The following is a 19409-nucleotide window of genomic DNA, read 5'->3' as shown; positions in this document are numbered from 1 at the left end:
CACCAAGGCTCAACGGCTGCTGCTCTACAACCGTGACCGCGGCTGTACCCGGCCGGGCTGCACCCGCTGTGCCAACCTCACCCAGGCTCATCACGCCGATCCCAGCTGGGCTCACGGCGGCTACACCGATGCCCCGACCCTGGCCTTGGGTTGCGGACCGGACAACCTGCTGGCCGAACTGGGCTGGACCACCAAGATCGACCCCACCACCGGCCGCGCCCACTGGTACCCACCACCACTCATGGACACCGGACAAGACACCATCAACCACCACTTCCACCCGGAAGAATTACTCAGCCGGCCCGAAGAACCCGAGCGCGAGGATGACTCGGATCAACCGCCGAAGGCATAACGATGAAACGACGCCATATAGCGCAGCGCCGGGACCATCGACATAGCCCGTGCCAACGCGCGGTACCCGAAGGGCACCCGGTCGAAGCCCGGGGCGTCGAACGCTCCCACCCGGGCCAGCAGCCGGGTGCTGGGGACGGCGGTCAAGATGGTTTCGGGACCGTCGATACCCCAGTGCAGCGTCGCTCCGGACCGGCGCACCACGGTATTGCTCCACTGGGCCCGGATGCCCATCCGATTGAAGGCATCGAATTGCAGTTCGCCGCCGGCGGCACCGTGGCCGACGATCCGGTTCAGCAGGTCCAGCCCGTCTGTCGCGGTCAGGTACATGGTCAGACCCTCGCCGAGTGCCAGCAGCGGCACGTCGGTCGGAATATCCTGCAGCCACGCGGGATCGGTGACCGATGCCGCGATGGTGTGGTAGCTGTGCCCACCGGCCGGCAGCAGGCTTCTGCGCAGTCCGGTCACCTCGGGATAGTCGATGTCGAACCACTGCACATCGAGCCCCGGCGCCAACCGCAGATACCGACTGTCCAGCCCGCACCCGAGATGCAGCACAACGGCTTTGGGATGCACCGCCAGGAACTGGCGCACCCAACGGTCGAACTGCGCAGATCGTGTCGTCACCGCCGGCGACCGCCGGGCATCGATGGTCGTCTGCGCCCAGTCGTAGTCGATACGGTCGACGAGTTCGGCAGCCCAGTGATCACCCAGAATCGGCTGCGGCAGTGCGGCATCGAGGGCCTTCGCGTACAGCGTGGCCAACATGGTCTGCGGCGCGCCGGTCAGATCGACCCGCACCGGCTCACTTCTTTCGGGCATTCCGCAGTCCCACCCAGAACCGGGCCGCGTCGGCGATCGAATCCTCTACCGGGTTGGGCTGCCAACCGAATTCGCGATGGGCCTTGCTGCAGTCCACCGGGGCCTCGGCTCGCATCAACCGCAACGAGGCCAGCGACAGGCGTTCGTCGGTCTTGCGCAACCGGCCCTTCACGGTGCCCATGGTGGCCAACAGGTAGGTCAACGGCAACGGGATCGAACGCGACGGCGCGGGCACCCCGGCGGTCTCGGCGGCGATGCGCGCCACCTCTGCGTTGCTGATCATCTTCTCCGAGATCAGGTAACGCTCGCCGACCCTGCCTTTTTCGGCGGCCAAGATCATAGCGCGGGCAGCATCGTCGACGCCGACGGCCTCCAACTCGATACCGCTCATCACGAACGGCAGCTTCCCGAACGCGGCACCGGCGATGATCGCACCGTGCGGCGTGCGACCCCAGTCCTTGCCGCCATAGGTGGTGGACACGCACATGGCCACCGCGGGCAACCCACGTTCGCGGGCATAGGACAGCACCAGCTTCTCGGCCTGCACACGGGAGCGCACATACGGTGTCAGCCCGCGTTCACCGATGACGTCTTCCTCGGTGGCCACCCGGCCGCGGCGCCGACCGACCGTCGCGTAGCTGCTGGTGAACACGAACTTCTGCAGGCCGGATGCGATCTCGGGTTCCACCGCGATGTCCAGCACATTGCGGGTGCCCTCGATATTGGTCCGGAACAGCGGCGACGGGTCGCGCAGCCAACCGCGGGTGTCGACCACGCAGTAGTAGACGACCTCGGCGCCCGTCATCGCCTTGCGCAGCACATCGTTGTCCCAGATGTCGCCGACATATCGCTGGACATCCAGATCGTCGATGCCGATGGTGTTGGCACCATCGCGCACCATCACCCGGACCTCGTGACCGTCGGCGACCAGTTGACGGGTCAGGTGCGAACCGAGGTAACCGTTGGCACCGATGACCAATGCGACGCTCATCGGGCCATGCTCTGCATCCACGCGGCGGCCTCGTCGTCCAGGGAGCCCAACTCCTTGGCTTTCTTGCACCACTTCATCGCCGCCGACACGAACCTCAGCGGGTTGTAGATGTCCTCCTGACGCCGCCACAGACCGTCACCGGCATAGGTCAGGATCGAGATGTTGGTGGCGCTGATGATGGTGCCGTCGCCCGGGTCGCGCATCGGGTTGTCGAGCTCGCAGATGATGCGCGAGGTGGTCTCGTCGATCACCGACCACAGCGACGGGAACGCCGTCATGTGGTTGCCGGGAAACGACTCCATGGTCTTCCAGATCCACGGCCGGACCTCTTCCCGGCCACGCATCGTGCCGGCCGCGTGTTCGACGTATTCGACGTCGGGTGTGTACTGGTCCACCCACGGATCCCAGTCCCGGGTGAGCGCGGCACGCGCCACGGTTGCCTCGAAGGTGGCGTAGGCCTCGGTCAGCTCGTCAGGGGTGAACAACGTCACATCATGAACTAGAACACGTTCTAGCTCGGTTTGTCGAGGGCGTCGGCAACGGCGAGCACCTGGCGATCACCCAACGGCCCGTCGAGCGGTACCACGACGCTGCCGGGCACCGCCTGCGCAATGCACATCCGCCCGATGGAGGCCGGCGGCATCCCGCCGTTGAGGTCCACGGTCACCGACTCGGGCGTCTCCTGCACCAGCACATGCACCCCGAAGCAGTCGGGAGCGCCGGAGGCGAAGTTGACCACCAGGCCGTCACCGTCACGACTCCAGGACTCGACGAGGGTGGCGTGTGGATTGAGGATCTGCGGATTGTCGGTGAAGACCGAGCGCGCCGGGTCGGCAGGCACCTCCGGCGGTGGCTCGGCGGGATCGAGAGGTTCGGCCGATGCCACCGGAAAACCGGCCGCCAGCAGGACACTCGCATGGATTAGGCAGAGGAGTGCTGTTGTTACAGCTCTACGCATGGGTTCCACCGTAACGGCGGAGCACAATGGAGGCTCGACGTGAGTAGCCCATATTTCGACGAGATAGAGGAGGGATGTCGTCATGAGCGACTTCCAGAAGGCGATTCTGGCCGGCGGCTGCTTCTGGGGAATGCAGGATCTGATCCGTAAGCAGCCCGGCGTGGTGTCCACCCGGGTCGGCTACACCGGCGGGCAGAACGAGCACGCCACCTACCGCAATCACCCGGGCCATGCCGAGGCCATCGAGATCATCTTCGATCCCGCGAAGACCGACTACCGGGCTTTGCTGGAGTTCTTCTTCCAGATCCACGACCCGTCGACGAAGAACCGTCAGGGCAACGATGTGGGCTCCAGCTACCGGTCGGCGATTTTCTATGTCGACGACGACCAGAAGTCGGTCGCGCTCGACACCATCGCCGACGTGGATGCCTCCGGACTGTGGCCGGGCAAGGTGGTCACCGAGGTGGTCCCGGAGGCCGACTTCTGGGAGGCCGAGCCCGAGCATCAGGACTACCTGGTGCGCTACCCCACCGGGTACACCTGCCACTTCCCACGGCCGGGCTGGAAGCTGCCCAAGCGCGCTGAAGTTTAGCGCCGGTGCACGACCACCCGTCCACCGCGCTTGGGCGTGAAGGCCACTCCACGCGAGTGGACCTTCTCGTCCGGCGCGGTGGTGGTGGCGACGGTGAAATGCCGCAGCACGGTGCGTAATACGACGTCCATCTCGACATTGGCGAAGACCGCACCCACACAGCGTCGGGTGCCGCCGCCGTAGGGCACCCAGGCCAGCGGCGGCCGGTTACCGATGAACCGCTGCGGGTCGAAACGCGCCGCATCGTCGAACTCGCGCTCGTGTAGCTGCGACAGACTGACCACGATCGAATGCCCCTGCGGGACAACCCATTCCCCGAGTTCGAAGGCCGGCGCATACACATGTCTGCCGGAGAAGTCGATGACGGTGCGGGCCCGTTGGGTCTCCAGGATGACGGCCTGCCGGTACTCGTTCTGGTCACTGTCGGCTTCGTCGACCAATCGAGCCAACACCTCGGGATGCCGGCTGATCCGCTCGAAAACCCAGGCCAACGTCGACGCCGTCGTCTCGTGCCCGGCGGCCAGCAGGGTCAGCAGCTCGTCGGCGACATCCTGCCGCGACATCGCGCTACCGTCCTCGTAGGTGCTGCGCAGCAGCAGTGCCAACACATCGTCACGCTCGTCGAGTCGCGGGTCGGCCGCGACATCGTCGATCAGGCGACCGACCACCTCGTCGTAGCGGCGACGGTAATCGGCCAGCCTCCCCCACGGATGCCAGCGCCCGTACTCGCGCTTGGGTGTCGGCAGGGTCGCGCACCGTGAGCCCAGGGTCACCCAGGGCGGGATGATCCGGCGCAGCTCGTCCAGATGCGCGCCGTCGGCACCGAACACCGCGCGCAGAATGGCATTGAGAGTGATCCGCATCATCGGTTCCAGCGTCGGAAACTCTTTTCCGACAGGCCAATTCGCGGACTCGCGCAAAGTCTCCTCTTCGAAGATCTGCTCGTAGTTCTTGATGCTCTTGCCGTGGAACGGCGGGGTGAGCAACTTGCGCCGACGCCGATGCTCGGTGCGGTCGAGCGCAAACACCGAGCCGGCCCCCAGAATCCGGGACAGGTTGGGCTGGATATTGCCGACATCGTCGGTGTTGGCCGCGAACAGCTGCTTGGCCAGCTGCGAATCGGTGACGATCACCGTCGGCCCGAACACCGGCAAGGCCATCGTGAACGCCGGGCCGTACCGGTCGGCCAGACGGGCGACGACGGGGCGCCGGAACAAGGCCAATCCCACCCCTAGCAGGGCGCGGTTGAAGGTCGGCCCCGGCGGCAGATGCGGGGCGGGGAACTCGACCGTTTCGACGGTTGCTTCGCTCATGAACACTCTCCAGACCGTTGTTGGTACTGCGCTGTACCACGGGTGTGTGAGTTACGGTACTCCGTGGTACCGATGGCGGGCAAGAGGTGTTTCGAGGAAATGGGCATGCAGGTCGACACGTCGTTTCGAGCCCGGCTGCTCGACGGGCTGGCCGAGTCCATCGCCGAACGTGGATATCGGGCCAGCACCGTCGCCGATATCGTCCGCCACGCCCGCACCTCCAAGCGCACCTTCTACAGCGAGTTCACCGACAAGGAAGAGTCCTTCGTGGAACTCCTGCGGGCCGACCACGAGCAGCTGATCGCCGAGATCCGCGCTGCGGTCGACCCCGACACGGACTGGGACCGACAGATCGACCAGGCCGTGCGAGCCTATGTGGGCCATATCGGGGCCAGGCCGGCGATCACGCTGAGTTGGATCCGCGAGCTCCCAGCGCTGGGAACGACCGTGCGTTCCATCCAGCGCTCGGCCATCACCGGCCTGACCGACATGCTTGTCGAGCTGTCCAGCAGTCCGGGATTCCGACGGGCCGGGCTCGCCCCGGTCAGCCGTGAACTGGCGGTGATCCTGCTCGGTGGCCTACGTGAACTGACGGCGCTGACCGTCGAGGACGGCCGCTCCGTCGACACCATCACCGAGCCCGCCATCACCGCGTCGGTCGCGATGCTGGGCGCCGGCCTACCGCAGGATCAGGCGCGCCGACTTCAATAGTCGTACCGAGATCTCCGGATAGTCCTCGTAACCCATCCCGGCCCAGACCAGGGTCCCGGTGTAGAGCAGCTCCAGCGCTTCGATCACATCGGGATCCACCGCCGCCCCCAACGCCGCGACCAGCCGGGCCCGGATATCGGCACCGATCCGGCCGCGCAACACGTCGACATCGGGATCCTTGCCCAGCAGCGCGTTGGTGACCGCCCCGGCGAACTCCGGCTCACCGGCGACCAATGAGGCGATGTGCTCGAGTACCTCCAGCACCCGTGTCGCCGGATCATCGGTTTCGTGTGCGGCCAAGGGTGATTCGGCCAGCCGACGCCAGAACACCTCGGCGACAAGATGTTCCTTGGAGGAGAAATAGGTGTACGCCGTCGCGGCGCCGACACCGGCCTGGGCGGCCACCCGGCGGACGGTCAGCGCGCCGAAACCCTCCCGGCTCAGCAGATCGAGCGCGGCCTTACCGAGGCGGTCGACGGTATCGGCTTGTTTGGCGCTCAACCGTCGGCGAGTCGACTCCAGAGTCGCATCGGACACGTGTCCAGACACTACTGCACCCCACGGTCACCAGCAACGGTAGGTTATCGGTCATGAGCACCGCCGAGACCGCCCTGCCGTCCGAGGCCGCCCGCCTGTTCGCCTTCGCCGAGCAGGTCACCGGATTCATGCCCGCCGACGAGGGGCGCGCGCTCTACGACGCGGCGGTGCACTACCTGCCCGGTGGTGTCGGCGTCGAGATCGGTACCTACTGCGGCAAGTCGACGGTGCTGCTCGGGGCGGCCGCTGCACAGGTCGACGCTGTCATCTACACCGTCGATCACCACCACGGCTCCGAGGAGCACCAACCGGGTTGGGAATACCACGACACCAGCCTGGTCGACCCGGTCACCGGGCGTTTCGACACGCTGCCCACCGCGCGGCATACCCTCGACCTGGCCGGACTGGACGACCATGTGGTCGCCATCGTCGGCAAATCACCTGTGGTGGCGCGAGTCTGGGCGACGCCGGTGCAGTTCCTGTTCATCGACGGCGGACACACCGAGGAGGCCGCGCAGCGCGATTACGACGGCTGGGCCAAGTGGGTGGCCCCTGGCGGCGGCATGGTCATCCACGATGTGTTCCCCGACCCGAACGACGGCGGCCAGGCCCCGTTCCACATCTACCGCCGGGCACTGGATTCCGGCGATTTCCGCGAGGTGTCGGCGACCGGCTCGCTGCGCCTGCTGGAACGCCGCTAGCGTCCCGACGTCGCGCAGGCGCAGTCGAACTCGCCCTCCAGGCCGCGCGGCAGGTCGGCGCGGAAGATGCCGGCGGCAGGGGTGGTGCTCGACAGCGCATCGGCGGCCAGGATCATCGCCGCACCGGTCCAGGTCGTGCGCTCCTCGGGCCAGCGCTTGCCGTCGGCGAACACCAGTCCGGTCCAATAGGATCCGTCGACCTCACGCAGGTGTTGCATCGCCGCGAACTGCTCCCGCGCACGAACACGGTCACCGATGGCGTCCAGGGCCATCACCAGCTCGCAGGTCTCGGCGCCGGTGACCCACGGACGGTGGTCGACACATCGGATCCCCAGCCCGTCCACCACAAAATCGTCCCAGCGTTCCGCGATCCTGGCGTGCGCGGCCGCGCCGCGCAGCGCACCGCCGAGCACCGGGTAGTACCACTCCATGGCGTGGGTGTCCTTGGCGCTGAACGATTGCGGATGCTCGGCGATGGCGTGGCCCAGCTGCCCGAGCGCCACCTCCCATTCGGGCTGCGGGTCGTCCAGGTAGTTCGCCAGCGCCAGCGCGCACCGGATGCTGTGATAGATGCTGGCGCAGCCGGTCAGCAGCGCCTCCTCGATCAACCCCGCATCGCTGCGGGCCCAGCCGATCTCACCGCCGGGCAGCTGCATCGTCAGCACCAGGTCGATCGCCCGGGTCACCGTCGGCCACATCCGCTCGGCGAAGCGCCGATCACCGGTGATCAGCACGTGATGCCAGACGCCGGTGGCGATATAGGCGCAGAAGTTGCTGTCGGTGTTGGCATCCTCGATGACGCCGTTACGCAGTTGGATCGGCCAGGACCCGTCGGCGCGCTGGGCGGTGCGACACCAGTCGAATGCGGCCCGGGCCGGTTCGATCAACCCGGCAACCGACAGCGCCATCGCGTTCTCCACGTGATCCCACGGGTCGGTATGCCCGCCCACCGACCACGGGATGGCGCCCGACGATTCCTGGGTGTCCGCGATGGACACCGCCGTCTGACGACACTGCTGCGGTGTCAGAACGCCGGGCACACCGGGAATCTCGTGGGCCGCCATCTCACACCGATGGGGTTCTGGAATTGGCTGGCTTTTCAAAATACAAAGCGACGCTCTTACCGATCAGCGGGTTCAGGGCGGTCTCGGCCTGCTTGGTCAACCACGGCCGGCTCATCATGTCCCACACCAACAGCTTGTGATAGCCCGCCACCAGCGGATGGTTCGGCTTGTCCACTCCGACGGCACATTTGAGCCACCAGAACGGCGCATGCAATGCGTGCGCGTGCTCAACGTGGGTGAAGCGCATCCCACGGCCGACGATCTTGTCGCGCAACTCGTCGGCCTTGTAGATGCGGATATGCCCGCCCTCGTTTGCGTGGTACTCGTCCGAGAGCAGCCAGCATACCTTTTCCGGCAACCACCGCGGCACCGTCACCGCAAGGGCACCACCGGGTTTGAGCACCCGGACCAACTCGGCGATGGCTGCGTCGTCGGAGGGCACGTGCTCCAGGATCTCCGAGGCGATCACACAGTCGAAGGTGCCGTCGGCGTACGGCAGGTCCAGGGCATCACCCTTGACCGCTTCGGCCTTCGCCGCCGCCGGCGCCTCGCCCTGTTCCTTCATCGCGGCCAAGATGGCGTCGACATCGTTGAGGTCCTCGACGCTCTGATCGAACGCGATCACGTCGGCGCCACGGCGGTAGGCCTCGAAGGAGTGCCTGCCCGCGCCGCAGCCGACATCGATCACCGATATGCCAGGTCCGATTCCGAGTCGGTCATAGTCGACGGTCAGCACGCAGCGCGTCCTTTCGCAGATCTTTCGGCGGCCCGTTCATAAACGGCAACGGTCTGCGCCGCAACGGATTCCCAGCTGAACACCTCGACGGCACGACGCCGCCCCGCGGCCCCGAGCCGGTGCCGCTCGGCGGGCGAGTCCAGCAGTTCGCCCAACACCCCGGTCAGCTCGTCGACATCGGCGGGCCGCACCAATCGGGCACATTCGCCCTCGGCGCCCAGCACCTCCGGCAGCGCCCCGGCCCGGCTGGCCACGATCGGCGTCCCACTGGCCATCGCCTCCACTGCGGGCAGCGAGAAGCCCTCATAAAGGGAAGGGATGCAGGCGATCTCGGCCGATGCCAGCAGACCGGCCAGATCCTCGTCGGACAGCCCGCTGGAGATGTGCACGATATCGGAGATACCCAACTCGGCGATCAACTTCTCGGTCGGGCCGTTGGGCTCGAGCTTGGACACCAGCTGCACGTCCAGATTGTGATGGGCCCGCAACCGGGCCACCGCGTGCAGCAGATTCCCGACACCTTTGAGCGGGACATCGGCGCTGGCGATCGCGATGATGCGACCCGGCACCCGCGTCTGAGCGGGTGTGAACAACTCGGTGTCGACGCCGAGCGGTACGACGTGCAACTGGTCGGCACTCACCCCGAAGTCCTCGGCGATATCCGCCGCCGAGGTGGAGGACACCGTGAGCAACTCGGGGATGGCCCGGGCCACCTTCTTCTGCGTCTCGGCGAAGGCGTACCAGCGCCGCACCAGCGGCTTGCGCCACCATTTGGCGGCCGCCACCTCCAGCACCCGGTCACGGGTGATCGGATGGTGCACGGTGGCCACCACCGGCAGCCCCAGGTCCGCGATGCCCAGCAGCGCGGCCCCCAGGCTCTGGTTGTCGTGCACGACATCGAACTCGTCGCCGCGCTGCGCCATGATCCGCTTGACCCGCATGCAGAAGGTCTTGGGCTCCGGGAAACCGGCCGACCACATGGTCAGGAGTTCCACCAGGTCGATGCGGTCGCGGATCTCGCGCGGGTGCGGGACGCGGAACGGATCGGGCTCGCGGTACAGGTCCAGACTGGGCACCTTGGTCAGCCGGACGCGGGGGTCCAGGCCGTCGGGATAGGGCTGGCCGGAGAAGACCTCCACATCGTGGCCGAGCTCGGCCAGACCGCGGGACAGATGCCGCACGTAGACACCCTGACCACCGCAATGGGTCTTGCTGCGATAGGACAGTAAGGCGATACGCACTTCAGCTCAATCCGCTGAACTGCGGTAAAAGCTCACTGGACATGTGTCCAGACTATAGTTTGACGAACTAGGGGACGCAACGCGTCCCGGCTTGCACCGCCCGTACGAACGCGAACGGCCGCGGGAATCCGAGGCCGGTCAGCCGCGCGTCGGCGACTGCCGACACCGTCACCTCGCGGATCTGACCCGACGCCGGATCGAAGCAGCGCAACCGATCTCCGGTGACCGCGACGATCAGCACCCAGTGCCGCGGAATGAACCGGCCGACGAGCATCGCCGCCGGGTGGCCGGCCCGCACCGCGGCCAGCACATCGGACATCATGTCCACCCGCATCGGTAGCAGCCCGCGGCACAGCCGCCAGCGGTAGCGCACCCCGCTTCGGGCGGTGACCGCGGCCGCCAGACCCCGCGGTGTCATCCCGAGCCGACGTGGCCACACCCGGTTCACCTCACGGTGCACCCGGCCCTGTTCGGCGGCGAACCACTGCGGCCCGTCGTCGAGCCGGCGTCTATACCCATCGTCCAGCAACGCAGCCGCGACCACCGCGACGGTGGGGCCACAGCTGATCCCGTCCCGCTGTCGCAGGGCATAACCGGCCAGCTTCATCGCAGCCCAGGCTAGTCACGCTGCGGTACCCCTGGTTTCGGATAAATGATTCTGGCAACATTACCGACCAGTAAGAAACAGGGCCGACGAGTCGACCGGGGGTGGACATGACAGGCACAGCAGCGGTGCTGGCGGTCGAGGGAACCGAGGGCGGCGGAGCGGCGCTCGATCAGGTGCTCGGGCTGTCGGTGGCCACCGGCATCGTCACCGCGGGACTGCTGTGGATCGGTTATCTGCACCGGATGCGGCGCATCACCTGGCTGGACACCCTGGCCAACAAGGTCGGCCACAAGATGAAGCGGCCGCCCTGGGTGGCGCTGCCGACCCTGCTGTTCACCTCGACGATCATCTGCGCGATGTTCGGCTTCATCTGGGATGTCGGACTGCACATCGGCAAGGGCCGCGATTCGGGTCCGCTGGCCAACCCGGCGCACTATTTCATCCTGCTGGGGTTGTTCCTGCTGTTCATCGCCGGATCGCTGGCGATGATCCTGCCGTATGGCAAACCCGGACCGGCCGCCATCCGGATCACCAAGACCTGGTACGCACCGGTGGGCGGGGTGCTGATGGCGGCGTGTGGCCTCTACGCGCTGATCGGTTTCCCGCTCGACGACATCTGGCATCGCATCTTCGGCCAGGACGTCACGCTGTGGGGACCCACCCACCTGATGTTGATCGGCGGGGCCGGGCTGTCGCTGGTGGCGGTGTTGCTGCTGGAACACGAGGGCCGGCTCGCGATGGGGCGCGAGGCCGAACTGGCCCCCCGAATGATCCTGCGCTACTTCGCGTTCGGCGGCCTGGTGATCGGGTTGTCGGTGTTCCCGGTCGAATACGATTTCGGTGTCGAACAGTTCCGGCTGGTGCTGCACCCGATGCTGGTAGCCGCCGCGGCGGCGCCGGCGCTGGTGGCGGCCCGGCTCACGCTGGGTCGCGGTGCCGCCTTGGCTGCGATCGCTTTCGCACTGCTGATCCGCGGCATCGTGGCGGTGGCGGTCGGCCCGGTGCTGGGTGCTCCGCTGAGTTGGTTCGCGCTGTATCTCGGCCCGGCCGTCGTCATCGAACTACTGGCGCTGACCCCACTTACCAAGCGGCCCATCCTGTTCGGGGCGGTCGCCGGTGTCGGTGTCGGCTCGGTCGGGCTGTGGCTGGAATCGTTCTGGATCGACGCGGTGTTCATGTACTCCTGGCCGGCGAGCATGTGGGTCGAGACGCTGCTCACGACGGTCCCGGTGGCCGTCACCATGGGCATGTGCGGTGCACTGCTGGCGATCGTGCTGACCGGACGGCGACTGCCTGCCCGTCCCGTCGGGATCGGCCTGGTCATCGCGGCGGTGCTGACCGTCGGTATCGCGGTGGGCAACGGACTGTCCATCACGGTGCCCGAGAACGCCCGCGCACAGGTCACCATCACCGATCTGCCGAGCCCCGCCGGGCAGCGGCTGGTTGCGGCCGATATCCGGATCACCCCGGCGGATCTGGTCGGCGAGGACCCCGAATGGGTGTCCATACTGGCCTGGCAGGGCGGCACCGACAACGACCGCGGACTGGTGGTGGACAAGCTGGAACGCATCGGCCCGGGCCACTACCGGACCACCCGCCCGATGCCGGTGTGGGGCACCTGGAAGACGGTGTTGCGGGTACAGGACGGCCGGACCATGACCGCGGTCCCGATCTTCCTGGCCGCCGACCCGGGGATCGGCGCCGTGGAGGTTCCCGCCGAGGCGGCCATCGACCGACCGTTCGCCGCGGAAATCAGTGTGCTGCAACGGGAACGTAATCTCGACGTGCCGAGTTGGCTGTTCACCGCGGCATCGTTTGTGGTGCTGTTCTGCTCGCTGGTCCTGATCGCCGCCCTGAGCTGGGGCGCCGGCCGGATCAACGACCGCGAGATGCGGGCCGAGGCAACCTCGGAGAGTCCGGTACCCACGGCGTGACCCTGCAGGCCGACCATTCGCTGCTGCTGGCGCTGCCGGCATTCGCGCCTGCGGTCGTCGTCGCCGCGGTGGTCGCCTGGGTGGCCATCAAGGATCGACGTAACTCAGACGACGGCAACGACGACACAGGCGAGGAAAACCCTTGAGAGCACTGATGATCCTGGCTGCGACGGCACTGCTGGCGACCGCCTGCGGCACCGACTCGACCACGCAGTCATCCACCCCGGCTGGTGTACCCGCGATGACCGATCAGCAGGCACCGCCGGAACGGGTCGTCATCGACGTCACCATCGCCGACGGGAAGGTCACCCCGACCAATCAGCAGATGCAGGCGAGTGTCAACCAGCCGATCCTGATCCGGGTCAACAGTGACGCCGTTGACGAGTTGCATGTGCACGCCACACCCGAGCACACCTTCGAGGTCAAAGCCGAACCGCTGCAGTCATTTCAGTTCGCCGTCGAGGTGCCCGGCAAGGTCGACGTCGAGTTGCACGGGGCGCACCGCGTCGTCGCCACCATCACGGTGCAGTGACCGCGACCCTGCTGGCGCACGGACTCGGCGGGTCCACCGACCTGCCGATCCCGTTCAGTTACGCGGTGGTCGGCGCGGCCTGGACACTCACCTTCACCTTCGCGCTGGTTGCCCTGGCCTGGCGCACACCACGATTCGACGCCGACTCCCCGGGCAGGCCGCTTCCCGCCTGGGTGACCCGGTGCCTTGATGCCCGCGCCACCCGGTGGGTGGCCGCGGCCGCCGGGGTCGCCTTCACCATCTGGGTCGCCGCTGCGGCGGTACTCGGCCCGCAGGATTCGTCCAACGCCCTGCCCGGGGTTTTCTACGTACTGCTGTGGGTGGGACTGGTGGCCGTTTCGGTATTGTTCGGCCCGGTGTGGCGGGCAGTGTCCCCGATCCGGGCGGTGGTGCGGACCAAACAGAATTCCTATCCGCAGCGCCTCGGGTATTGGCCGGCTGCCGCCGGACTTTTCGCCTTCGTCTGGCTGGAGCTGGCGAGTCCCGACCCGGGATCGCTGACGGCCGTGAAGATCTGGTTGCTGACGTATCTGGCCGTCACCGTGGCCGGCGCCTGGGTGTGCGGTCCGCGCTGGTGCGCGCGGGCCGACCCGTTCGAGGTGTACAGCATGGTCGCCTCACGCTGCGCACCCTGGCAGCGCAATCCGGACGGGCGGATCGCGATCGGCAACCCGTTCAACCGATTGCTGTCGCTGCCGGTGCGCCCCGGAACCGTGGCCGTGCTCGCGATCCTGTTGGGATCCACCGCATTCGACAGTTTCTCGGCGATCCCGGGATGGCGAGGATTCGTCGACGAGCACGCCGAGACCGTCTGGGCGGCCAGCGTCCTCAAGACAGTCGGACTGCTGGTGTTCGTCACCGCCGTCGGGGTGACGTTCAGTCTCGCGGCGGCCGCCACCGGCGGGGTGGATCGCCGGCGGCGCCGCGAACTGCCCGGCCTGATGGCGCATTCGCTCATCCCGATCGTCATCGGCTATGTGTTCGCGCACTACCTGACCTATCTGGTCGAGAAGGGCCAACAGACCGTACACGCGCTGCTGTGGCTCGACCACGCCCAGGTGTATTACCTGCTGTCCAGCCATCCGTCGCTGCTGGCGTCGATCAAGGTGGGTTTTGTGCTCGCCGGGCACGTCGCCGGTGTGGTGGCCGCGCACGACCGGGCGCTGCGGGTGCTCCCCAAGGGGCATCAGATGACCGGACAGTTGGCGATGATGCTGGTCATGGTCGGATACACCTTCCTGGGGCTCTATCTGCTCTTCGGGGGCTGATACGACTACGGTTGAGGTATGCGCGCGCTGATCGTGGTCGATGTTCAGAAGGACTTCTGCGAAGGAGGTTCGCTGGCGGTCGACGGCGGTGCGGCCGTCGCTTCGGCGATCACCGGACTGCTCGACGGTCACGACTATGACCACATCGTCGCGACCATGGACTTCCACATCGATCCGGGTGAGCACTTCTCCGATACCCCCGACTACCGGGTATCCTGGCCGCGGCACTGTGTGGTGGGCACCCCGGGCGTGGACTTCCACGAGAATCTCGATCCGGCGGCCGTGGAGGCGGTGTTCACCAAGGGTGAGTTCTCGGCCGCCTACAGCGGTTTCGAGGGCACCGACGCCGACGGCACGTCGCTGACGGACTGGCTGGCGCAGCGCCGGGTCGATGCGGTCGACGTGGTCGGCATCGCCACCGACTACTGCGTCCGCGCCACCGCGCTGGATGCCGCGGCCGCCGGGTTACGTACCCGGGTGCTGTTGCCGCTGTGCGCCGGGGTCGCCCCCGATTCGACCACCGAGGCGATAGCCCTGCTGCGGGCCCGCGGTGTCGAGGTCAAGGAGTAGGTTCCGGCGACCGATAGTCGGCCAACTGCTCGGTGAGTTCCTGCGCATAACCGAGTTGGCGGGTCAACTTCACGCAGGCCTGCTCGGCCCGCTCGTGGCATCCGTCATCGGGAAAAAGGTTGACCGAACGCCACATTCATCGGGGCGTTCACGAGTACGGCAGCTCTACCCGTAGGGGAAAGTTGCCGCGAAATCGGCGGGTGTCACCGTGTGGGATCGACCGGCCGCCCGGTCCAGCGGGGCGGCCGACCGGCCAGTTGGGCCCGCACGCCCTCGGCCGCGTCATCGTGGGCCATCAGCGCCAGATGGATCGCGGTCTCCCGCTCGCCCACCTGTTCGCGGGTCAGGTCGAAGGACTCCCACAGCAGGCGCTTGCTGGCCGCGACCGACATCGGCGCGGTGTTCGCCGCAATATCGGCGGCCACCTCCAGCGCCGCGGGCAGCACCTCGGCGGCCGGCAGCACCCGGCTGCCCAGCCCCAGCGCGATCGCGCGGTGACCGTCGAAAGTCGCTCCGTTCAAGAGGATCTCGGCGGCATTCGCGATCCCGACCAGTCGTGGCAGCACCCAGTGCGAGTACGCGTCGCCCACCACCCCGCGGCGCACCTGCACCACCCCGTAGCGGGCATCGGCGGCAAAGATCCGGATATCGCACTGCAGGGCGAGCGTCAGCCCCAGGCCGATGGCGTGTCCGTTCACCGCGGCGATCACGGGCTTGGACAGTGTCCAGGCCGGCACCGCAAAACCCGCGGCGCTGAACCCCTCACCCGGCGCGGTGAAGGTCCGTTCGCCGGCGACCAGATCGGCCCCGGCGCAGAAGGCCGGCGGGGTGCCGGTCAGCACGATCACCCGGGCGTCGTCATCGGCCTCGTAGCGCCGCAAGGCATCCGCGAGTTCGGTGCGCATCCCGTCGTCGACGGCGTTGCGCCGGTCCGGGCGGTTCAGGGTGATCGTGGCGACCCCGCCGGCCAGATCTGTCAGCAGCGTGCGGTACTCCGGCATGGCCTCATCATGACATGGAGATAACTCTGTAACAGAGGTAATGTGTCTGCCATGCGTACCCGCACCGATCTCGCCGCCGAGCTGTTCGGCGTCGTCGGCCGGTTCCGAAGGCAGGTACGCAGATCGGCCGGTGGCGGATTCGATCGCAACGGCCTGTCCCAGGCCCAGACCGAACTGCTGCGGCTGGTCGGGCGTCGTCCCGACATCTCGGTACGCGAGGCCGCCGCCGAACTCGGGTTGGCCGCCAACACCGCGTCCACCCTGGTGTCCCGGCTGGCCGCGGATGACCTGTTGATCCGATCCGTCGACACGAGCGATCGGCGGATCGGCCGCCTGCGCCTCACCCCGGCCGCCCAGACCATCGCCGACCAGTCCCGCCAGGCCCGGCGCACCGCACTCGCGGCGGCACTGGACCAGCTCGACGACACCCAGATCGCTTCACTGACAGCGGGTCTGGATGTCATGACCGAGCTTACCCGGCTACTCCAGGAGCGCATGACATGACCCCGCCCGCCATCGACTGCCGCGGCCTGACCCACCGCTACGGCAAATTCACCGCCGTCGACGAGCTCGATCTGCAGGTGGCCCCCGGAGAAACCGTCGGCTTGCTGGGACCCAACGGCGCAGGCAAGACCACCGCCATCCGGGTACTGACCACCCTGACCCCGGTCCAACAGGGTGAGGTCCGCATCTTCGGCCTCGACGCCCGCCGCGACACCATGGACATCCGCTACAACATCGGCTATGTGCCGCAACAACTTTCCATCGAGGCGGCGCTGACCGGGCGGCAGAATGTGGAACTGTTCGCCCGCCTGTACGACGTGGGCCGCCGCGAGCGTGCCGATCGGGTGGGCCAGGCGCTCGACGCGATGGGCCTGGCCGATGTCGCCGACAAACAGGCCGGCAGTTACTCCGGCGGGATGGTCCGTCGTTTGGAACTGGCTCAGGCACTGGTCAATCGGCCGTCCCTGCTGCTGCTCGACGAACCGACGGTCGGGCTCGATCCGATCGCCCGCGACAGCGTGTGGGATCAGGTGGACCGCATGCAGACCGAATTCGGCATGGCCGTACTGCTGACCACCCACTACATGGGTGAGGCGGACGCGCTGTGTGACCGGGTGGTGCTGATGCACCACGGCCGGCTGCAGGCCGCAGGCACTCCGGACGAACTCAAGCGTGGGGTCGGGCCCGAGGCCACCCTGGAGGACGTCTTCCGGCACTACGCCGGGTCCGACCTGGCCGACGCGGCACCGACCGGCCTGCGCGAGGTGCGCGCCGCCCGAAGGACGGCCCGCCGTGTCGGCTGATCCCACCGTGACCCTGGTCCGCGCCCCCCGCGGTTGGCGCCGACTCACCGGGATCGGTTCCCGCGTCGGGGCTTTCTCGCTCGTCGAGATCCAGAAGCTGCGCCACGATCGCACCGAGTTGTTCACCAGGATGGTGCAACCGGCGCTGTGGCTGCTGATCTTCGGGCAGACGTTCAGCCGCCTCGATGTCATCGATACCGGTGGTGTGCCGTACCTGGCTTTCCTGGCGCCGGGCATCATCGCGCAGTCGGCGCTGTTCATCTCGATCTTCTATGGCATCCAGATCATCTGGGACCGCGATGCCGGCATCCTGGCCAAGCTCATGGTCACCCCGGCACCACCGTCGGCGCTGATCACCGGCAAGGCCTTCGCCGCCGGGGTGCGTTCGGTGGTGCAGGTGATCGGTGTGGTGGCGCTGGCCTATCTGCTCGGCGTCGCGATGACGGTGAACCCGCTGCGCATCCTGGGCGCGATGGCCGTGGTGGTGCTCGGGTCGGCGTTCTTCGCCTGCCTGTCGATGTCACTGGCCGGTCTGGTGCGCAACCGCGACCGCCTGATGGGTATCGGGCAGGCGATCACCATGCCGCTGTTCTTTGCCTCGAATGCGCTGTACCCCGTCGAGGTGATGCCGCAGTGGCTGCGCTGGCTGTCCGCGGTGAATCCGCTGAGCTATGAGGTGAACGCCCTACGTGGACTGCTGATCGGCACACCCACCAACATGGCGCTCGATCTCACCGTCCTGATCGTCGCCGCCGTACTCGGGGTGGTGACCGCCTCGGCGCTGCTGCGCCGCCTGGTGCGCTGATCACCACCCGACAGATCAGCCACCCAACAGTCGGTCGACCGCGCCCAGCGGGATCGGCAACCAGGTCGGCCGGTAGCGCGCCTCATAGCCGACCTCGTAGATCGCCTTGTCCAGTTCGTAGGCCAGCAGCACCCCGGCGCTGTCCCATGGGTTCAGCCCGCCGACGGAGGCATAACCGTCGCAGAACGCCTTGCGGTTGGCCTGCACCCAGTCGCGTGCCGCGTCGGTCAGATCGGCCCCGTGCTGGGCCAGCAGCCGCTGCGAGGCGACGTAGTCATACGAGCGCAGCATGCCCGCGACATCGCGCAGCGGTGAATCCGGCCGGCGCCGCTCGGCCAACGGCTGGCCGGGTTCGCCCTCGAAATCGATGACCAGCCATCCACTCTGGGTGTGCAGCACCTGACCCAGGTGCAGATCACCGTGCACCCGCTGCTGCGAGGTGGGCTCGTCGGCCACCGCCCGGTAGCGCTGCTCGATCTGCGGAAGGCGTTCGCGCACTTGTGGTATCAGTTCGGCGATGGCGTGCGCCCGGTCGATCAGGGTCTGCGCCGGGAAGGCCGACTCCCGGCTGCCGAGCTGTTCGGCGAGCGACAGGTGCACCGACGCGACCGCCTCGCCGAGGCGCACCGACTCCTCGGTGAAATCGGCCGCCGCCGAAAGCAGATCACGCGTCCTGTCCTCGGCCACCGACCAGCCGTCGGCGGAGCCCTTGGCGAACTCGCTGACCATGCCCAACGTGTACTGCTCACCGTCGGCGGCGATCTCCCACGACCCCAACAGCGCGGTGATGTGCGGGTTGCCGGCCAGCGCGCGGTTCAACTCGATATCGGGGTTGATCCCGGGGGTCAGCCGCCGGAACGCCTTGAGGATGGTCTGTTCGCCGAACACCACGCTGGTGTTGGATTGTTCGGCGCCCATGGTGCGCACCGGGCTGTTCGGGCCCAGCGCGGCGTCGGGTTCGGCGTGGAAGGTCACCGGCCCGACGGTCGCCGACTCGGCGATCAGGCCGTGCATCCGGCCCGCCACCTCGGGATCGGTGATGGCGTCGTATCCGGTGCGGCCGCCGTCGGTACCGATCGCCGTGTGCTCGGCACCGGTATCCCAGCGCACCAGCACCTGGTAGCGCTCCGGCGCGGCATCGGCGTACTCCACATCCAGCAACGTCAGCTCCAGGTCCGGCGCCAGTTGCACCGCGGTGGGGCGCACCCCGGTCAGCTGCCGGTTGCGGCCGGCGAACCATCGCTGCTGAGGCAGCCACTGCTCGAACGGCAGCGTCATGTGCACTCTCCCTTCTCTGCCACCCTCGTACCCGAGTGTGCGCTCTTGTACACCCGCAGCCCGAGATCAGGTTGGGTATCCGTCTGTTAG

At 67.4% G+C, this 19409-nt stretch carries 25 protein-coding genes; 12 read left to right on the top strand and 13 right to left on the bottom strand.

Annotated elements, in window-relative coordinates:
• A partial coding sequence (locus ACLBYA_RS30770; RefSeq protein WP_447713267.1) for an HNH endonuclease signature motif containing protein occupies window positions 1–352 on the top strand: 352 nt, incomplete at its 5' end.
• Here the strand turns inward: ACLBYA_RS30770 and ACLBYA_RS30765 are convergent.
• From ACLBYA_RS30765 to ACLBYA_RS30750, 4 genes are read right to left on the bottom strand one after another with little or no spacing between them, the layout of a single operon-like run.
• On the bottom strand, window positions 334–1173 hold the full coding sequence (locus ACLBYA_RS30765; protein WP_447713266.1) for a class I SAM-dependent methyltransferase: 840 nt from the start codon (window positions 1171–1173) through the stop codon (window positions 334–336). The genes ACLBYA_RS30770 and ACLBYA_RS30765 overlap by 19 nt on opposite strands.
• Window positions 1157–2164, bottom strand: coding sequence for an NAD-dependent epimerase/dehydratase family protein (locus ACLBYA_RS30760; protein ID WP_447713265.1), 1008 nt, complete (start codon window positions 2162–2164; stop codon window positions 1157–1159). Before ACLBYA_RS30760 ends, ACLBYA_RS30765 begins: the two co-directional genes overlap by 17 nt.
• Window positions 2161–2655, bottom strand: coding sequence for a nuclear transport factor 2 family protein (locus ACLBYA_RS30755; protein WP_447713264.1), 495 nt, complete (start codon window positions 2653–2655; stop codon window positions 2161–2163). Before ACLBYA_RS30755 ends, ACLBYA_RS30760 begins: the two co-directional genes overlap by 4 nt.
• Window positions 2656–2675: 20 nt before the next feature.
• On the bottom strand, window positions 2676–3050 hold the full coding sequence (locus tag ACLBYA_RS30750) for a hypothetical protein (protein ID WP_447713263.1): 375 nt from the start codon (window positions 3048–3050) through the stop codon (window positions 2676–2678).
• Window positions 3051–3204: 154 nt separating this feature from the next.
• Here ACLBYA_RS30750 and msrA point away from each other — a divergent pair, with 154 nt between their 5' ends.
• Window positions 3205–3714, top strand: coding sequence for a peptide-methionine (S)-S-oxide reductase MsrA (gene msrA, locus ACLBYA_RS30745; protein ID WP_447713262.1), 510 nt, complete (start codon window positions 3205–3207; stop codon window positions 3712–3714).
• Here the strand turns inward: msrA and ACLBYA_RS30740 are convergent.
• Window positions 3711–5027, bottom strand: coding sequence for a cytochrome P450 (locus tag ACLBYA_RS30740; protein WP_447713261.1), 1317 nt, complete (start codon window positions 5025–5027; stop codon window positions 3711–3713). The two genes, msrA and ACLBYA_RS30740, sit on opposite strands and share 4 nt — an antisense overlap.
• 105 nt (window positions 5028–5132) lie before the next feature.
• On the opposite strand from ACLBYA_RS30740, the gene ACLBYA_RS30735 reads away from it, so the two are divergent.
• On the top strand, window positions 5133–5738 hold the full coding sequence (locus ACLBYA_RS30735; RefSeq protein WP_447713260.1) for a TetR/AcrR family transcriptional regulator: 606 nt from the start codon (window positions 5133–5135) through the stop codon (window positions 5736–5738).
• On the opposite strand, the gene ACLBYA_RS30730 is transcribed toward ACLBYA_RS30735, so the two are convergent.
• Window positions 5706–6275, bottom strand: coding sequence for a TetR/AcrR family transcriptional regulator (locus ACLBYA_RS30730; protein WP_447713259.1), 570 nt, complete (start codon window positions 6273–6275; stop codon window positions 5706–5708). The genes ACLBYA_RS30735 and ACLBYA_RS30730 overlap by 33 nt on opposite strands.
• Window positions 6276–6328: 53 nt before the next feature.
• Between ACLBYA_RS30730 and ACLBYA_RS30725 the strand changes: the two genes are divergently transcribed.
• Entirely contained in the window at window positions 6329–6976 is a 648-nt protein-coding gene (locus ACLBYA_RS30725; protein ID WP_447713258.1) for a class I SAM-dependent methyltransferase, read from the top strand.
• On the opposite strand, the gene ACLBYA_RS30720 is transcribed toward ACLBYA_RS30725, so the two are convergent.
• The 4 genes from ACLBYA_RS30720 to ACLBYA_RS30705 form a co-directional block, all read right to left on the bottom strand.
• Window positions 6973–8040, bottom strand: a complete 1068-nt coding sequence (locus tag ACLBYA_RS30720; protein WP_447713257.1) for a prenyltransferase — start codon at window positions 8038–8040, stop codon at window positions 6973–6975. The two genes, ACLBYA_RS30725 and ACLBYA_RS30720, sit on opposite strands and share 4 nt — an antisense overlap.
• A gap of 1 nt (window position 8041) precedes the next feature.
• Window positions 8042–8776: a class I SAM-dependent methyltransferase gene (locus ACLBYA_RS30715; RefSeq protein ID WP_447713256.1), complete on the bottom strand. Its 735-nt coding sequence runs from the start codon at window positions 8774–8776 to the stop codon at window positions 8042–8044.
• Complete coding sequence (locus ACLBYA_RS30710) at window positions 8770–10017, bottom strand: glycosyltransferase family 4 protein (protein ID WP_447713255.1); 1248 nt, start codon at window positions 10015–10017, stop codon at window positions 8770–8772. The genes ACLBYA_RS30715 and ACLBYA_RS30710 overlap by 7 nt, the downstream gene beginning before the upstream one ends.
• Window positions 10018–10084: 67 nt before the next feature.
• The gene (locus ACLBYA_RS30705; RefSeq protein ID WP_447713254.1) at window positions 10085–10624 is read right to left on the bottom strand and encodes a hypothetical protein; all 540 of its coding nucleotides are present in this window, start codon (window positions 10622–10624) and stop codon (window positions 10085–10087) included.
• A gap of 107 nt (window positions 10625–10731) precedes the next feature.
• Here ACLBYA_RS30705 and ACLBYA_RS30700 point away from each other — a divergent pair, with 107 nt between their 5' ends.
• From ACLBYA_RS30700 to ACLBYA_RS30680, 5 genes are read left to right on the top strand one after another with little or no spacing between them, the layout of a single operon-like run.
• Window positions 10732–12558 carry a hypothetical protein gene (locus ACLBYA_RS30700; protein ID WP_447713253.1) on the top strand — a complete coding sequence of 609 codons (1827 nt, stop codon included), beginning with the start codon at window positions 10732–10734 and terminating at the stop codon, window positions 12556–12558.
• Complete coding sequence (locus ACLBYA_RS30695) at window positions 12555–12704, top strand: hypothetical protein (RefSeq protein WP_447713252.1); 150 nt, start codon at window positions 12555–12557, stop codon at window positions 12702–12704. The genes ACLBYA_RS30700 and ACLBYA_RS30695 overlap by 4 nt, the downstream gene beginning before the upstream one ends.
• Window positions 12701–13090: a hypothetical protein gene (locus ACLBYA_RS30690; RefSeq protein WP_447713251.1), complete on the top strand. Its 390-nt coding sequence runs from the start codon at window positions 12701–12703 to the stop codon at window positions 13088–13090. Before ACLBYA_RS30695 ends, ACLBYA_RS30690 begins: the two co-directional genes overlap by 4 nt.
• Window positions 13087–14358 carry a hypothetical protein gene (locus ACLBYA_RS30685; RefSeq protein ID WP_447713250.1) on the top strand — a complete coding sequence of 424 codons (1272 nt, stop codon included), beginning with the start codon at window positions 13087–13089 and terminating at the stop codon, window positions 14356–14358. The genes ACLBYA_RS30690 and ACLBYA_RS30685 overlap by 4 nt, the downstream gene beginning before the upstream one ends.
• Before the next feature lie 18 nt (window positions 14359–14376).
• On the top strand, window positions 14377–14928 hold the full coding sequence (locus ACLBYA_RS30680) for an isochorismatase family protein (RefSeq protein WP_447713249.1): 552 nt from the start codon (window positions 14377–14379) through the stop codon (window positions 14926–14928).
• Here ACLBYA_RS30680 and ACLBYA_RS30675 read toward each other — a convergent pair.
• Together ACLBYA_RS30675 and ACLBYA_RS30670 are read right to left on the bottom strand one after the other, a co-directional pair.
• Window positions 14918–15064 carry a hypothetical protein gene (locus ACLBYA_RS30675; protein ID WP_447713248.1) on the bottom strand — a complete coding sequence of 49 codons (147 nt, stop codon included), beginning with the start codon at window positions 15062–15064 and terminating at the stop codon, window positions 14918–14920. The genes ACLBYA_RS30680 and ACLBYA_RS30675 overlap by 11 nt on opposite strands.
• 67 nt (window positions 15065–15131) lie before the next feature.
• Window positions 15132–15929 (bottom strand): enoyl-CoA hydratase/isomerase family protein, encoded by a 798-nt coding sequence (locus tag ACLBYA_RS30670; protein WP_447713247.1) that lies wholly within the window; start codon window positions 15927–15929, stop codon window positions 15132–15134.
• 51 nt (window positions 15930–15980) lie between these two features.
• Here ACLBYA_RS30670 and ACLBYA_RS30665 point away from each other — a divergent pair, with 51 nt between their 5' ends.
• From ACLBYA_RS30665 to ACLBYA_RS30655, 3 genes are read left to right on the top strand one after another with little or no spacing between them, the layout of a single operon-like run.
• Entirely contained in the window at window positions 15981–16433 is a 453-nt protein-coding gene (locus ACLBYA_RS30665) for a MarR family winged helix-turn-helix transcriptional regulator (protein ID WP_447713246.1), read from the top strand.
• The gene (locus tag ACLBYA_RS30660; RefSeq protein ID WP_447713245.1) at window positions 16430–17236 is read left to right on the top strand and encodes an ATP-binding cassette domain-containing protein; all 807 of its coding nucleotides are present in this window, start codon (window positions 16430–16432) and stop codon (window positions 17234–17236) included. Before ACLBYA_RS30665 ends, ACLBYA_RS30660 begins: the two co-directional genes overlap by 4 nt.
• Before the next feature lie 7 nt (window positions 17237–17243).
• Complete coding sequence (locus ACLBYA_RS30655; protein WP_447713269.1) at window positions 17244–18041, top strand: ABC transporter permease; 798 nt, start codon at window positions 17244–17246, stop codon at window positions 18039–18041.
• Between the two features lie 15 nt (window positions 18042–18056).
• Here the strand turns inward: ACLBYA_RS30655 and ACLBYA_RS30650 are convergent, their stop codons facing one another.
• Window positions 18057–19319 (bottom strand): maltokinase N-terminal cap-like domain-containing protein, encoded by a 1263-nt coding sequence (locus ACLBYA_RS30650; protein ID WP_447713244.1) that lies wholly within the window; start codon window positions 19317–19319, stop codon window positions 18057–18059.
• Window positions 19320–19409: the final 90 nt, after the last annotated feature.

This window comes from Mycobacterium sp. C31M (assembly GCF_053345865.1).
This window is presented reverse-complemented; position numbering and strand designations above follow the sequence as displayed.

Excerpts from the sequence above, each read along its gene's own strand:
- ACLBYA_RS30765 (WP_447713266.1), bottom strand. The coding sequence starts at position 1,173 with ATGCCCGAAAGAAGTGAGCCGGTGCGGGTCGATCTGACCGGCGCGCCG.
- ACLBYA_RS30760 (WP_447713265.1), bottom strand. The coding sequence starts at position 2,164 with ATGAGCGTCGCATTGGTCATCGGTGCCAACGGTTACCTCGGTTCGCAC.
- msrA (WP_447713262.1), top strand. The coding sequence starts at position 3,205 with ATGAGCGACTTCCAGAAGGCGATTCTGGCCGGCGGCTGCTTCTGGGGA.
- ACLBYA_RS30740 (WP_447713261.1), bottom strand. The coding sequence starts at position 5,027 with ATGAGCGAAGCAACCGTCGAAACGGTCGAGTTCCCCGCCCCGCATCTG.
- ACLBYA_RS30735 (WP_447713260.1), top strand. The coding sequence starts at position 5,133 with ATGCAGGTCGACACGTCGTTTCGAGCCCGGCTGCTCGACGGGCTGGCC.
- ACLBYA_RS30725 (WP_447713258.1), top strand. The coding sequence starts at position 6,329 with ATGAGCACCGCCGAGACCGCCCTGCCGTCCGAGGCCGCCCGCCTGTTC.
- ACLBYA_RS30720 (WP_447713257.1), bottom strand. The coding sequence starts at position 8,040 with ATGGCGGCCCACGAGATTCCCGGTGTGCCCGGCGTTCTGACACCGCAG.
- ACLBYA_RS30705 (WP_447713254.1), bottom strand. The coding sequence starts at position 10,624 with ATGAAGCTGGCCGGTTATGCCCTGCGACAGCGGGACGGGATCAGCTGT.
- ACLBYA_RS30700 (WP_447713253.1), top strand. The coding sequence starts at position 10,732 with ATGACAGGCACAGCAGCGGTGCTGGCGGTCGAGGGAACCGAGGGCGGC.
- ACLBYA_RS30680 (WP_447713249.1), top strand. The coding sequence starts at position 14,377 with ATGCGCGCGCTGATCGTGGTCGATGTTCAGAAGGACTTCTGCGAAGGA.
- ACLBYA_RS30675 (WP_447713248.1), bottom strand. The coding sequence starts at position 15,064 with ATGTGGCGTTCGGTCAACCTTTTTCCCGATGACGGATGCCACGAGCGG.
- ACLBYA_RS30670 (WP_447713247.1), bottom strand. The coding sequence starts at position 15,929 with ATGCCGGAGTACCGCACGCTGCTGACAGATCTGGCCGGCGGGGTCGCC.
- ACLBYA_RS30665 (WP_447713246.1), top strand. The coding sequence starts at position 15,981 with ATGCGTACCCGCACCGATCTCGCCGCCGAGCTGTTCGGCGTCGTCGGC.
- ACLBYA_RS30660 (WP_447713245.1), top strand. The coding sequence starts at position 16,430 with ATGACCCCGCCCGCCATCGACTGCCGCGGCCTGACCCACCGCTACGGC.
- ACLBYA_RS30650 (WP_447713244.1), bottom strand. The coding sequence starts at position 19,319 with ATGACGCTGCCGTTCGAGCAGTGGCTGCCTCAGCAGCGATGGTTCGCC.